This window comes from Chryseobacterium sp. NG-CE01 (assembly GCF_055695505.1).
In genome coordinates this window covers 3,161,938-3,177,175 of the sequence record NZ_CM146369.1, presented here as the reverse complement: position 1 = coordinate 3,177,175, position 15,238 = coordinate 3,161,938, and the positions used below count along the sequence as shown (strand labels likewise).

At 37.4% G+C, this 15,238-nt stretch carries 11 protein-coding genes; 6 read left to right on the top strand and 5 right to left on the bottom strand.

The genetic code is table 11. The features are described 5' to 3' along the window. Positions 1–152 precede the first annotated feature (152 nt). Together pyrH and frr are read left to right on the top strand one after the other, a co-directional pair. Positions 153–860, top strand: coding sequence for a UMP kinase (gene pyrH, locus ACYT6F_RS14785; protein ID WP_472598402.1), 708 nt, complete (start codon positions 153–155; stop codon positions 858–860). Positions 861–963: 103 nt separating this feature from the next. Then, complete coding sequence (gene frr / locus ACYT6F_RS14780) at positions 964–1,518, top strand: ribosome recycling factor (RefSeq protein WP_472598401.1); 555 nt, start codon at positions 964–966, stop codon at positions 1,516–1,518. Positions 1,519–1,585: 67 nt separating this feature from the next. Here the strand turns inward: frr and ACYT6F_RS14775 are convergent, their stop codons facing one another. The 5 genes from ACYT6F_RS14775 to ACYT6F_RS14755 form a co-directional block, all read right to left on the bottom strand. Further along, positions 1,586–2,380, bottom strand: coding sequence for a hypothetical protein (locus tag ACYT6F_RS14775; protein ID WP_472598400.1), 795 nt, complete (start codon positions 2,378–2,380; stop codon positions 1,586–1,588). Positions 2,381–2,565: 185 nt separating this feature from the next. Beyond that, a complete protein-coding gene (locus ACYT6F_RS14770; protein WP_472598399.1) occupies positions 2,566–3,201 on the bottom strand; it encodes a hypothetical protein in 636 nt (211 codons plus the stop codon). A gap of 111 nt (positions 3,202–3,312) precedes the next feature. Beyond that, the gene (locus ACYT6F_RS14765; RefSeq protein ID WP_472598398.1) at positions 3,313–4,773 is read right to left on the bottom strand and encodes an LptF/LptG family permease; all 1,461 of its coding nucleotides are present in this window, start codon (positions 4,771–4,773) and stop codon (positions 3,313–3,315) included. A gap of 140 nt (positions 4,774–4,913) precedes the next feature. After that, entirely contained in the window at positions 4,914–5,561 is a 648-nt protein-coding gene (gene lolA1 / locus ACYT6F_RS14760) for an outer membrane lipoprotein periplasmic chaperone LolA1 (RefSeq protein ID WP_472598397.1), read from the bottom strand. 185 nt (positions 5,562–5,746) lie between these two features. After that, positions 5,747–8,254 carry an FtsK/SpoIIIE family DNA translocase gene (locus ACYT6F_RS14755; RefSeq protein ID WP_472598396.1) on the bottom strand — a complete coding sequence of 836 codons (2,508 nt, stop codon included), beginning with the start codon at positions 8,252–8,254 and terminating at the stop codon, positions 5,747–5,749. 419 nt (positions 8,255–8,673) lie between these two features. On the opposite strand from ACYT6F_RS14755, the gene ACYT6F_RS14750 reads away from it, so the two are divergent. The 4 genes from ACYT6F_RS14750 (at position 8,674) to amaB (ending at position 15,130) form a co-directional block, all read left to right on the top strand. Beyond that, a complete protein-coding gene (locus tag ACYT6F_RS14750; protein ID WP_472598395.1) occupies positions 8,674–11,919 on the top strand; it encodes a cytochrome c biogenesis protein in 3,246 nt (1,081 codons plus the stop codon). Positions 11,920–12,142: 223 nt separating this feature from the next. Beyond that, on the top strand, positions 12,143–13,009 hold the full coding sequence (locus tag ACYT6F_RS14745) for an SPFH domain-containing protein (protein WP_472598394.1): 867 nt from the start codon (positions 12,143–12,145) through the stop codon (positions 13,007–13,009). A gap of 52 nt (positions 13,010–13,061) precedes the next feature. After that, positions 13,062–13,250 (top strand): type II toxin-antitoxin system antitoxin, encoded by a 189-nt coding sequence (locus tag ACYT6F_RS14740; RefSeq protein ID WP_472598393.1) that lies wholly within the window; start codon positions 13,062–13,064, stop codon positions 13,248–13,250. A 329-nt stretch (positions 13,251–13,579) separates the two neighbouring features. Further along, positions 13,580–15,130: an L-piperidine-6-carboxylate dehydrogenase gene (amaB, locus tag ACYT6F_RS14735; protein WP_472598392.1), complete on the top strand. Its 1,551-nt coding sequence runs from the start codon at positions 13,580–13,582 to the stop codon at positions 15,128–15,130. The last annotated feature ends 108 nt before the right edge of the window (positions 15,131–15,238 follow it).

Here is a 15,238-nt window from a genome sequence, read left to right as displayed (position 1 = left end):
TAAACTTTAAAGGTTTCACGAATATTCCTGAAAAGCCTATTTAAACAAGATTTAAAAATTTAACATAGAATCAAAAATCAATATTATTAATGATTATATTTGCAAAGTCAAATTTATGACGAATCAACAGATAAATTTATTTAAAAATAAAGATGAAATATAAAAGAATCCTTCTAAAACTTAGTGGTGAAGCCTTAATGGGAGACAGACAATACGGTATTGATAATGAAAGGCTGCAGGAGTACGCGGCTGAGATCAAAAAAGTAGTGGACAAAGGCTGTGAAGTTGCCATTGTAATTGGAGGAGGAAATATTTTCCGCGGTGTAGCAGGAGCTGCTAAAGGGATGGACCGAGTGCAGGGGGATTATATGGGAATGCTTGCAACGGTAATCAACGGGATGGCGCTGCAGGGTGCACTTGAAGATGCCGGCATCAAAACCAGACTGCAATCTGCCATAGAAATGGACAAAGTAGCGGAACCTTTCATCAAAAGAAGAGCGGTAAGACATCTTGAAAAGGGCAGAGTAGTAATCTTCGGAGCGGGAACAGGAAACCCTTATTTTACAACGGATACTGCAGCAACTTTAAGAGCTATCGAAATCGGAGCTGATGTGATCCTGAAAGGAACAAGAGTAGACGGAATCTACGACAGTGATCCTGAAAAAAATGTAAATGCCGTAAAATATAATTCATTATCTTTCGACGAAGTTTACGCCAAAAATCTTAAAGTAATGGATATGACTGCTTTTACTTTAAGCCACGAAAACAAATTGCCGATCATTGTTTTTGATATGAACAAAGACGGAAATCTTGAAAAAATTGTAGACGGAGAAAATGTTGGTACTTTAGTTGATTTGTAATAATTAAAAGTAAGGTTTACAGTTAAAAAAAACTTATTGCCTACTTATTACTCATTGCTAATCATTTATATTAATGTGTAACTTATCAAATTTTTATTATATAATGGAAGAATTAGATCTTATAGTAGAGTCTGTACAGCATGATATGGAAGCAGCTGTAAAGCACCTGGATCATGCATTTCAAAGAATCAGAGCGGGACGTGCGTCCACAAACATGGTTCAGGATGTTATGGTAGAATATTACGGAGCATTGACTCCCATCAACCAGGTTGCGAATGTTTCTATTCCGGATGCAATGACGATTTCTATTCAACCTTGGGATGCTAAGGCGATCAATGATATTGAAAAAGCAATTATTAATTCAAATCTTGGTTTTGCTCCATCCAACAATGGAATTAATATCATTCTTAATGTTCCGCCGTTAACGGAAGAAAGAAGACGGGAGCTTGCAAAACAGGCCAAATCTGAAACCGAAGATACGAAGGTTGTTGTAAGAAATGCAAGACAAAACGGTCTGAAAGAACTTAAAAAATTGGATGGTGTATCTGAAGATCTCATTAAAGGAATTGAAGCTGATATCCAGGTTCTTACCGATAAGTATGTAAAAATTTGTGACGAGCATCTTAAAACAAAAGAAGCTGAAATTATGAAAGTATAATTTTCAGTTTTTATCAAATAATAAAGCGGCTTTTAGGCCGCTTTTATTGTTTAGAATAATGTATTTTTTAATTATTTGGTTCTGCAATGATGTGATAACCTACAAATAAAGAAGAATTATTGGAATCATATTCCTCCATCAGAGCAATCTTATTTTTAGTTGTGATCCATATATTTACAGGATTGTCATTTTTAATCGATTTTTTGAAGTTCTGAGTATAAATACTTTTAATATCTGTATTTCCAGTTCCTGTAGAATAGGTAGGAGTAGAATAATATTTTACAAGATAATTATAAAGATACTCTTTATCCATGTGCTTAATCTGGCTATCAGAATAACTGTACATATTTTCCCACATATTTCTTACTATAACATACGGATGTTGATCTTCAAAACGGTTTTTGAAACTAAGCGTGTTTTTCTGTAAAACATTAACATATCCTACACCAGCATTTGTCGCCGTAAAACCGTTCCAGTTTACCGCTAAAAAATCATTAATGTCAGTAACATCTACAGAAGTCTGATCGGTATATACTTTCTTTCCGTCCTTGAAACCTTCGATAGTAGCCGTATAATTTCCCGGATAATAGAAATTATGATTAAAGCTTATTGTTCCCGAATTTCCGTTCGGAAATTTCTGAAAAATAATTTTTTCCCCTTCTGTATTTGAAATCTTGAAAACAAGAACATCCAGATAGTCTGCAAGTGCTCCGAAGTATATCGATTGATTTTTCTGTGTTAGTTTGAATATAACTCCTTCAAAAATATTGACACTGGATTTATCAGCTGTTATTTTAAGTCCTACATCTGTTAAATTAGGATCATTTTTTATTGGCATTTCTTCCATAGGCTTCGTGTCCATAATTTCAGATTCTGAACATGAAAAAAGTAGTAAAGCCGCTATGGACAGTGTAAAAATCTTCTTATACATTTCACTTTTGCTTGAATAAATCGATGCAAAAATATATATTCATAAAGCAATACACAACTTTAAACGTCTGTATTTTTAGTTATATGAGAAAAGTCAGAAGAGAAGTGATTTTATAACTATAAACACTGTATATTTCCCTTTCTGTCTTTATTTTTAAGTATGAGCTGATATTTTTTCATAAGCTCGGTAATATCACATTTCGTTTCTTTATTGGCTATGGTTTCAGGGTTCTTATTATTTCCTTTGGAACGTATGGCATATTTCTTTTCGAAACATTGTACAGGTTTGTTATTGATAATATAAATTCTTTTTTCTGTAATATCATCCTTCGTTTCCGGTCTGTCGGGAGTTCCGCCGTCATCGAAGTTCCAGACCGTTTCATCATTAAAAATAAAAAACACCTGATCATTCTTTACGAAATATTTTGTCGAGGATGAAAAGTGACTGTGTTCTGCGTAAAAATCTTTAACTGCTGCGAGCCTATTATCCTTATAATAAAGAGTGACCTCACCTTCTCTCTCATCACAATTATAATTGAATGTTGTAGAGTCCAGTTTTTTTGACGTCAGCATGTTGTTAAGGTAGGTATATTCCTTTTTTACATCCTCAATCGTATGGATGGAGTCGTTTTTGGATATTGTGCTATCTTTTGCAGTTAGTTGGTTTCCGGACGGAGTATTCTGCGATTCTTTTATTTCCTTTTTACAGGAAATGAACATAAGAAGACTAAGACTTAACAGTGTAATTTTCATAATTTATCGTGATTGGATACCGCGGTAATACAAAAAACATGCTATGAGTCTTTCAGTTTCTCCTAAATCATTTATTAAACGATAAAAAAATCCGGAAATTTCCGGACCTTTTTACTGATATCTTTTATGCTCTTCTTTTTTGACGAATAGTTTCGTGACAGGTTTAAAGAATGCTTTGTATTTTTCCGCATCAAACAGCTGCGAATCGGTAAGTGCCTTATAAGTCATCCATATCCCAAAAGGAAACAGAACGATATTCGGAATCCATGCGGCAAGATAAGGGTTTATTTTCCCGGACCAGGCCATGTTTTCTGTACCTACATTGATCACATAAAATATAATGAATATAACGATGGCAATAATCACCGGAAGCCCCATACCTCCTTTTCTGATGATAGACCCGAGACTTGCACCGATCAGGAAGAAAATAATACAGGTAAATGAATAGGTAACGATTCTCTGCTGGTAAATTACCACTTTACCATAATATTTCACCATAGGATCAATTTCATTATTTTTGGATTCGGCGGTGGTTTTAAGGTTCTCCAGCCTGCTGTATGCATTGTTGATGATCTCCAGCTTCTTGTCATTTTTCAAGGTATCAAGCTTTAAAAGCTGTTTGGGTTTAGTCTTCGATCTGTTCTGCTTGGTATCCATATAGGTGATCACCGAATTGGTCTGGCTCAGAACATCATTATTTATATTTGTGAAAAATTTACTGTTATCCTTTTTGGTCTGATCAATCGTTTTATTAAGCTGATTGAAGGTCTGAAAACGATAATCATCCGTGATTTTTTCTTCTTCAATAGCTTTGTTGATGATTTCACTTACGTCGAAATGGGAAGTCAGTGAATCAAATTTTATGGCCTGATCCGGCTGTTTGAGACGCACGTTTTCAGCTTTTCCGGCAAAATTATCTTCATAAACAAACCCGTTATAAAGAATCAGTTTCAGATAGTTTCTGTTTGCAGCCGGTACAAATTTGCCTTTTTCAGCTACAATCGACTGCTGATTATCGTAAACTGTTGCTTTTTTATGGATAAAAACACCTTCTATATTTTCTCCGTTTTCTCCTGTTATTTTATCAAACTTCACCATATAACCTGGAATCTGATCGATAAACTGTCCCGGTGTAAAATTAAGTGCGGGTTTGGTCTGGGCAATATTGAAGAGCATATTCTTCGCCTTCCGCTGAAAATCAGGAATAATATTATTGGAAAAAAAATACAGCATGACCGAAAGAACAACCGTTACGCCTAATAATGGAAGCATCACTCTTGTGAGCGAGATACCTGCAGCTTTCATGGCTGCAAGCTCATACCGTTCCCCGAATTCCCCGAAGGACATAATACTTGCCAGAAGAATAGTTAACGGCAATACCATGCTGATAACGCTTACTCCCAGATAAAAAAGAAGTTTAAGAATTTGAAAGGTACTGAGCCCTTTTCCCATAAACTGTCCCAGCTGAACCCAGATGATATTCACAATAAATATGAAAAACAGCACGCTGAATATAAAGAAAAACGGTCCGAAGAAAGTTTTTATGATATATCGGTCTAGTATTTTTAACATCTGCCAAAATTAATGAAAAAGCCACAAAGTTTCCTTTGCAGCTTTTATATTTTATGAAATTTTTATAATCTCTAAAACTGTTTGCCTGTAACATTGTAATACAAGGGTTAAAAAGCAATTTCAGTTTTTCAGATTGACTGTTAAAGTTCGGTGATCAGGTAATTTTTGTATTTGTTCTTGTCGAAAACAAACATTCCCGGATCAAGATTCTGATTTTCTTTATATTCTTTAATAGCGATTACGGCAACATCTTTATTATTTCCGTGCTGTTCAAGTTTTACCATCTGTTTTTTTACCGGATCTACAAACAGATAAACATGCTGTATTCCGTTAGATTTTACCGGTGTCAGTTTTATAAAATCGGTGCTTACGCCGTTTACATTTTTCTTCCCGTTATAGGTTACGTTATAATCATTTCTGTACGTCGAAAGATAATTGATAGGGGAGAACATCGAGCCGCTTCCGTTGGGTTTCGCAACCGTTACTTCCATATCTTCCGTATTGATATTGTAGATTTTATTACCGTCGAAAATCTGTTCCGTTTCCATGATTTTCAGTTTGTACTTATCTCCGGCTGCATAATAAATTCCCGGTTCCGTTTTGGCAACCTGGCCATTTGTTCCCGTTCCGAACGAAAATTTAAAATAAGAATTCTTCTTAGAATTATAGTTCGCCGTGATATCATCCAGTATTTTTTTAGCCTTAGCATCAATTTTCTGAGCATTGGCAGTTGCTACTGCGCCCACGACCATACTGCTTACTATAATTTTTGAAATAATGTTTTTCATTTTTATTTAAATCTTTAATCTTTAGACTTCCTTTACTGTTAAAAGTTAAACCCAGTACGGCTTTTAACTGCGCAGATCTTTCAAAAACTGTTCCAAAGGATATCATTTATTATCCTAAGCTGCTTAACGAAATATTATCAGACAGAAAATAATTTTAAATATTTAACGAACAGTTGCAAAGAAACCTAGCTTTTTAAATCATCCAAAAACTGTTCGAGGGAATGAAGGTCACTAATGAGCACTTCTCTTGCTTTGGCCCCGTTAAATCCGCCCACAATTCCGCTTGCTTCCAGCTGGTCCATAATTCTTCCGGCCCTGTTGTAACCTAATTTTAATTGTCTTTGAAGCATAGAGGTGGAACCCTGTTGCGTAGAAACGATAATTCTTGCTGCTTCCTCAAACAAGGCATCTTTCTCATTAGGATCAAAAGCGCCAACAGTACTTGCTGAATCTTCGGAAACATATTCAGGAAGGATGAAAGCAGAAGCATAACCTTTCTGCTCACCAATATATTCAGCCAGTCTTTCTACTTCCGGCGTATCCACGAAAGCACACTGAAGCCTTAAAATCTCATTTCCGTTAAAATAAAGCATATCTCCTTTACCGATCAATTGATCTGCTCCCGGGGAATCAAGGATGGTTCTGGAATCGACACTTGATATTACCCTGAAAGCCGCTCTTGCAGGGAAGTTGGCCTTAATCATACCGGTAATAACGTTTACAGACGGTCTTTGGGTGGCAACAATTAAGTGAATTCCTACTGCTCTGGCAAGCTGCGCCAGTCTCGCAATCGGAAGTTCAACTTCTTTCCCGGCAGTCATGATCAAATCTGCAAATTCGTCTACCACTAAAACAATGTATGGTAAATAACGGTGTCCGTTTTCAGGATTCAGTTTTCTTTCCGAGAATTTTTTATTGTATTCTTTTAAATTTTTACAGAATGCATTCTTCAGCAGATCGTATCTTGTATCCATTTCGATACAGAGAGAATTCAGCGTATTGATTACCTTATTGGTATCGGTGATAATGGCTTCCTCTGCATCCGGGAGTTTTGCTAAATAATGTCTTTCTATTTTTGAATATAATGAAAGTTCCACCTTTTTAGGATCTACCATCACGAATTTCAATTCACTCGGATGTTTCTTATATAAAAGTGAGGTAAGAATTGCGTTAATACCTACGGATTTTCCCTGTCCCGTTGCACCTGCCATCAAAAGGTGAGGCATTTTGGAAAGGTCTGCCATGAAAATTTCATTGGATATCGTTTTTCCGAATACTACCGGAAGATCCATATCCGTATTCTGGAATTTCTGGGATGCGATCACCGAACGCATGGAAACCATGGTAGGATTTTTTCGTGGAACTTCAATCCCGATGGTTCCTTTACCCGGCATCGGAGCAATAATCCGGATTCCCAGAGCAGAAAGATTCAGGGCGATGTCATCCTGAAGTTTCTTAATGGCCGCAACACGGATTCCCGCTTCGGGCACAATTTCGTACAAAGTTACCGTCGGACCAATCGTTGCTTTAATTTCAGCAATTCCTACGTTAAAGTTTTTCAGCAGTCCTACAATTTTATTTTTATTTTCTTCTAATTCTTCTTTATTTATAGAAATTTCTTCGTTCCCGTAATCTTTTAGAAGATCAACAGTAGGCATCTGGAAATTGGCAAGATCCAGCTTATGATCATAAAGCCCATGCTTTTGTACCAGTTCCTGGGACTTCCTGTCGGAATCATCCAGAATATCAATTACAGGGGCAACTTCCACCTTAAATTTTATATCGTCTTCAGGCGCAACTTTCGCAGAAGTCACCGGAGTCACATCAAACGCCTGTTCCGGGCTCGGCATAGGAACCGATGGCTTCGGATTAAGGTCAACATGTAACGGTTGTGAAAACTCATTTTTATCCTCTTCAAAAGAAGTCTTGTTGGGCGTTACAATGGTTTCTGCCTGCGGAACGACAGGTTCAAGTTCAGCTTTAGGCTTTACCGCTTCTGTAACAGTAATTTTTGAAGGTTTGATTTCAGCATTTTCGGCTTCCTCAATAAGTTCATCATCTGCCTCGAAATTTTCATCGGAATTCGGCATCATGGATTTTACCCTTCCTATAGTATTTTCATTAAGGTCATTCAGCTTAGATTTAATGGAACTCGGACGGAGATTAAATTCTAAAATGAAATACAAACCAATACTTGAAATTAAAACAAGCCAAAGACCGTAAGAGCCAATAATTGTATTCAGTGAATCCATAATCTGGTAACCGTACACGCCGCTCAAAACGCCCTGTCCTTTTGTAATGGCCCCAAATAAGATTGGAAGCCAGCAAATGAAGAAAAGAGAATGCCCCACCGTTTTCCAGGGTTTGAACATTTTCTTTTTCAGAATAATTGTTCCGAAAACTAAAAATAAAAAAGCTATTATAAATGAAGCTACCCCTATACTTTCGAAAATAAAAATATTTCCCAGCCAGTCGCCAAGCTTACCGAAAAGGTTGGAAGACTTAATGCTTTTATCCAGCATGGTTCCCGCCTGGCTTTGGTCCGCCTTCCAATTCATCAGGTATGAAACGAATGAAAAGGTGAGAACAATGGAAAGAAGGATGAAAGTAAGGCCGAAGAATACCCGCGGCTTCGATAAAAATCTGCCTTTTTCAGGCAATTCCTGTTGTTTTTTTTGTGTGTTTTTATCCATAATGTATTGTGGCAAATTTAATGTTTTTCAACATTAAAAGCGGTGTCTAAAGAGGAAGAATATTTTTATTTATTTGTTGGAAAATTATCAACCTGATTCCCAGTTTTAAGAGACTAAAATATTTAAAATAATTCAAATCCGATTCATATTTTTCATCTGCATTTTTTTAATACAAAAAAAAGTTCCGAACCAAATTTCAACAGATACCACGCCTTGATTTAAGTAAACATTTTATCAACCTGAAAAAATTCACTAAATCTTAAAAGATAATAGTCAACCATTGAGTTTTTATCATTCCAAATAATATTATTAAGAACTATTAAAAATAAGACTTATCTGCCTTAAAGTGATAAAAAACAGCTTTTTTTAACGGCATTGTAGTTTATCATCCTTATTTTTGCCTATCAAGTATATATATCATGAAGAAGCTCCAGGATATTCTTATCTCGACCAGAACAATGGCTGTGTTGTTACTGGTGTACGCATTTGCGATGGCATATGCAACGTTCTTAGAAAACGACTACGGAACTCCCACAGCAAAAGCTTTAATTTACGAAGCATGGTGGTTTGAATTAATCATGTTAATGCTTATTCTCAATTTCATAGGAAATATCGGAAGATACAGGCTGTGGAAGAAAGAAAAATGGCCGGTATTGGTTTTTCACCTTGCCTTTGTGCTTATTTTCATTGGTGGCGCTATCACGCGGTACATCAGTTTTGAAGGAACGATGCACATCCGCGAAGGCGAAACTTCCAACGAAATCGTCACGGACAAAAACTTTTTGAAAATTCAGATTGAAGAAAAAGGCGATGTCCTGAATTATCAGGATATTCCGTATTTAATGTCTCCGTTACACAAAGATTTGCAGGCTACGTATGATTTTCACGGAAAAGAAGTGAAAGTTATTGCAAAAGAGTATGTTCAGCGAAAAAAAGACAGTCTCGTGGCTGATCCGAATGGTGCCGAATATCTTCACCTGGTATCAACAGGACAAACCGGAAGACAGAACATCTTCATGAAGCCTGGTGAAACAAAATCGATCAACGGAACGTTGGTTACTTTCAACAGAGCCATTGAAGGAGCTGTAGAGTTTAAAAACGAAGGCGGAAAATTATTCATCAAAACACCGGTTGATGCAAGCTACATGACCATGGCAACGCAGGCAACGGGAAATACAAAAAAAGATGAATTTCAGCCATTGGCTTTACGAAGCTTATATTCAATTAACGAATTGAAATTAGTTGTTCCTGAAGGTCTTAAAAAAGGAAAATTAATGGCGATTGAAGGCGACAGAAAAAAAGATCAGGCCGTTCCAGACATGCTCACTGTTGAAATTCAGGGTCCGAAAACAAAGCAGCTGGTAGACCTTTCGGTTGAAAAAGGAAACCCGAATGCCTACAAACAGGTAACGATGGACGGATTGAATATCATGATCGGTTTCGGTCCTAAAATTTACAATACGCCTTTCTCACTTAAACTCGATGATTTCGTAATGGAAACATATCCGGGAAGCTCATCTCCAAGTGCTTATGAAAGCCATATTAAAATTATTGACGAAGGTAAACAGACACCTTTTAAAATCTATATGAACCACGTGCTTAATCATAAAGGCTACCGCTTTTTCCAGTCAAGTTTCGATCCCGACAGAATGGGGACAGTACTTTCTGTAAACCACGATTTTTGGGGAACCCTTATCTCTTATATCGGATACACATTCTTATTTGGCGGAATGTTCTTTATGTTCTTCTGGAAAGGAACTCATTTCTGGAAACTTAATAAAATGCTGAAAGATGTCAACAAGAAAAGGATAGTAACCATATTATTAATACTATTAAGTTTCGGGCTGAATGCCCAAAAAATAGAAACCCACGGCACTACTGACGGCGGCAGGGAACATATCCACACGGAAGGTGAAAATCACGATCATACCCCGGCCACTGAAACAGTTAAGCCACAAGGAGCGCAGCCATTTACTAAAATGAAAGTAGTTTCGGCAGACGAAATTATTGCCAGAAACAAAATAACGAAAGACCATGCTGATAAATTCGGTTATCTTCTGGTACAGAATTTCGAAGGAAGAATTGTTCCGATCAATACGCAGGCGCTGGATGTTTTAAGAAAGCTGTACAAAAAAGACGAGTTCAAAGGAACGGACGGAAATTCACTTACTGCGAACCAATGGTTTTTATCGGTTAATATCGATACGCCGAGTTGGACGATGGTTCCGATGATTAAAGTAGGAACAAAAGGCGGCGACGAATTGAAGAATAAAACAAAAGCCAATGAAGAAGGATACACCTCACTCATGAACCTTTTTCCGGCAGATGCAAACGGAAATTTAAAATATATTCTTGAAAGCGACTATAACACAGCATTCCGTAAAAAGCCTGCTGAACAGACTAATTATGATAAAGAAGTAATTGCCGTAAACGAAAGAGTTCAGATTTTCAACGAATTTTTCAGCGGACAATTTATGAGGATTGTCCCTGTAAAAAATGATTCGAATCATACATGGCATTCATGGCTTGACCAGAAAATGGAACCCGATACAGAATCCCAGCAGGTAATGGGACCTTATTTTGCGGAAGTTTTAAAAGCACAGCAAACCGGCGACTGGAGTAAAGCAGATACAGAACTTACAAAACTTTCAGACTATCAGCAAAAATGGGGTAAAGCGGTAGTGCCTGCCAAGTCCAAAGTCGATCTCGAAGTATTCATGAATAAGATGAATATCAATTTTAAATTATTGATTTTCTACACGCTAATCGGCGGACTTCTTTTACTATTAGGATTTGTAGAATTATTCAAACCTAATAAAGTTTTAAACAAAACCATAAAAGCGATTATCGTAATCGGAGCTGTAGGATATTTCTTCCATTTCCTTGGACTGGTAGCAAGATGGTATATTTCCGGACACGCACCGTGGAGTAACGGTTACGAAGCTATTATTTTCATTTCTTGGGTGGGCATTACCGCAGGATTGTTACTGTACAGAAATTCAAATGCATTAATCCCGGCAGCCGGATTCATGGTTGCGGTAATCATGATGGGATTTGCGCACGGCGGTTCTGCACTGGATCCGCAGATCACACCGCTGGTTCCGGTACTGAAATCGTACTGGCTGATTGTACACGTAGCCATCATTACATCCAGCTACGGATTCTTTGCCCTGTCGATGATTATTGCCGTGATCAGTCTTGTATTTTATATCATTTCAAATAAAGAGACTTACAGATTACACCACGATACGACTTTGAAAGAACTGGTGATTGTGTCTGAAATGTCTTTAACAATAGGATTATTTGCATTAACGGTAGGAAACTTCCTGGGAGGAATCTGGGCGAATGAATCGTGGGGAAGATACTGGAGCTGGGACCCGAAAGAAACCTGGGCTTTCATTTCCATTATGGTGTATGCTTTTGTACTTCACATGAGATTGGTTCCGGGATTAAGAAGCAGATGGGCGTTCCACGTAGCAACAATGTTTGCTTTCTGTTCGATGGTTATGACGTATTTTGGGGTGAATTATTACCTGAGCGGACTTCATTCATACGCAGCAGGAGATCCTGTACCGGTTCCGGCATGGGTGTACATCGGACTTGGAACAATGGCTCTTTTATCAGCCGCTTCTTATTACAAGTTTAGAATCTTAAATAAAAAATAAATTTTAAATTTATCATTCATACAATCCCTGAAATTAATTTTTCGGGGATTTTTTATGCTGAATATTTAACGGTATAGGAAACTGAAGCGTTAAGAAAATTAAAATTTCAATTCTTGAATTTGTGTTTCTTTCAAGTCAAAAAAAATTTAAAATACATACTTTTGAGATAAAAAAAATCATATCTTTATGATATCAAAATAATATCAAACTAAAAATTTATATCATGGAAAAAATCTTGAAACCGATGTCCGGTTACCTTACTTTGGTGATCTGCCTCGGACTGTTTATTGCTTCAATTTACCTTTTTGCAATCGGAGTTGACAACAACATTACATTGGTTGTCCTTTCGGCGCTGGCGTTTATCCTGTTTTGTTTTTTTCTGAAAGGCCTGATGATCATTCAGCCTAATCACTCCAGAGTGCTGAACTTTTTCGGGAAATATGTAGGAACGGTAAAAGAAAACGGGCTTTTTTTTATCAATCCCTTATATTCATCCCAGAAAATAAGTCTTCGTTCTGAAAATTTACAGGGACAAACCCTGAAAGTCAATGACAAGATGGGAAATCCTATTGAGATTGCCGTTGTTATCGTCTGGAAAGTAGGAGATACCTACAAAGCCGCTTTCGATGTCGAACGGTATTCAGATTTTGTGAAAATGCAGAGTGAAGCTGCGGTGCGTCATCTGGCGATGAGTTTTCCTTATGATAATCTGGAAGACGACCATGCCCCGATTACGCTGAGAGAAGGCGGGGAAAAAATTAACGCTATCCTTGAGCAGGAACTTACAGAGCGTCTTTCAAAAGCAGGAATTACCATCCAGGAAGCGAGAATTTCTCACTTAGCGTATGCATCTGAAATTGCAGGCGCCATGCTTCAGAGACAACAGGCTACAGCTATTGTGGCAGCGAGAACAAAAATTGTGGAAGGAGCAGTAGGCATGGTAGATTTAGCCTTAAAAAAATTATCAGAAGAAAATATTGTAGAGCTGGATGACGAAAGAAAAGCAGCAATGGTGAGCAACTTGATGGTGGTTCTTTGTGGCGAAAAAGCCGCAACACCAATTCTAAATGCAGGAACATTGTATAATTAAGTTTAGGCTAAGATTTTTGGCTGAAAGATAAAAGTATTAGAAAAGTAAAAGAATGAAATCAGAAAAAGCCCATAACGTTCCGGAAAATAAAGGCAAAAAATCTTTTGTTTTACGGATAGACGAATCTACTTACAAGCTTCTTGAAAAATGGGCCAATGATGAGTTCAGGAGTGTAAACGGACAGATTGAGTTTTTGCTTCATCAAAGTCTACTTAATTCCGGAAGAAAGAAAAAAGAGTAAAACCAATACATTACGCAAAAAGCAGAGAAAGTTCTCTGCTTTTTATTTTATACAACTTTGAAGCGTATCTGCCCCAAAGTAAAAAATGACCAGCCAAATCAGCCCTTTTATGGTAAAGAAGGCTAAGCCCGCCCAGCCTACACGTTTGAACCATTTCTTAAACTTTGAATTATTTTCCTGAGAGCTTTCCATTTCTGAATATCAAAAGATTACCATACAAAGATAAGCATGTTTATAATTAGTCCAAATAAAAAACCCGTTAAAAAAATTTAAATTTTGCAGTTCGCGTAATATTTTTAACTTTAGGGAAAACGAAAAGTAAAATTTTTATGTCTAAAAAAGTAAAAGATTTTGGGATTGAAAAAACGCTCAAAAATCTAGGAATTAAGGATGAAAATAAAGGAACTTCAACAGGCGGAAAATACTTTGCATCAGGGAAAACCATCGAAAGCTATTCTCCGGTAGACGGAAATCTTATTGCCAAAGTAAAAACTTCAGGAGCGTCCGATTACGACAGAGTTCTTGAGACAGCACAAAATGCATTCAAAGAATTCAGACTCATTCCAGCACCTAAAAGAGGGGAAATCGTAAGGCAGCTTGGCCAGAAATTAAGACAATACAAAGACGATCTCGGAAAACTTGTTTCTTATGAAATGGGAAAATCACTGCAGGAGGGCCTTGGTGAAGTCCAGGAAATGATCGACATCTGCGATTTTGCCGTAGGCGTTTCACGACAGCTTCACGGTTACACGATGCATTCCGAAAGACCGGGACACAGAATGTACGAACAGTACCATCCGCTGGGAATTGTCGGGATCATTACCGCTTTCAATTTTCCTGTAGCTGTATGGGCATGGAATACCGCTTTAGCCTGGATCTGCGGAAACGTTACCATCTGGAAGCCATCTGAAAAGACGCCGCTTTGCGCCGTTGCCTGCCAGAATATCATGAATGAAGTTTTAAAGGAAAATAACCTTTCCGAAGGAATTTCAAGCGTTTTGGTTGCAGATCATGAAATCGGACAGAAGCTGGTAGACGACAAAAGAGTAGCCCTTGTATCATTTACAGGTTCAACAAGAGTAGGAAGAATGGTTTCTGCAAATGTTGCCCAAAGATTCGGGAAATCGATCCTGGAGCTGGGAGGAAATAATGCCATAATCATTTCTCAGGATGCCGACATCAATATGTCAATCATCGGAGCCGTTTTCGGAGCGGTGGGCACAGCAGGACAGAGATGTACTTCCACGAGAAGATTAATCATTCACGAAAGTGTTTATGATGAAGTGAAAAACCGTTTGGTAAAAGCATACGGACAGCTGAAGATCGGAAATCCTCTTGACGAAAGCAATCATGTAGGACCACTTATTGATACCGATGCTGTAAACATGTATCAGGAAGCCATTAAAAAAGGAAAAAAAGAAGGGGCGAAATTTATCGTGGAAGGAGAAGTCCTGAAAGGAAAAGGCTATGAATCCGGATGCTATGTAAAACCATGTATCGCAGAGGTAAAAAACTCTTACGAAATTGTACAACATGAGACTTTTGCCCCGATTTTATATCTTATCAAATATAAAACATTAGAAGAAGCGATTGCCATTCAGAATGACGTTCCGCAAGGTTTATCATCTGCAATCATGACGCAGAATTTAAGAGAGGCAGAATTATTCCTTTCCCATGCAGGTTCAGACTGCGGTATTGCCAATGTGAACATCGGAACTTCAGGTGCGGAGATCGGTGGTGCATTCGGTGGAGAAAAAGAAACCGGCGGCGGAAGAGAATCTGGTTCAGATGTCTGGAAATATTATATGAGAAGACAGACAAATACCATTAACTACACAACAAACCTTCCTTTAGCACAGGGAATTAAGTTTGACCTTTAATTATAAAACATTAAGAAATTCAGAGATTTAAAAATTAAAAATTGTCAACTTTTAAATAATCTCTTTGTTTCAACATCATTAATTTATTATTAATCCCCCCTAAGATTA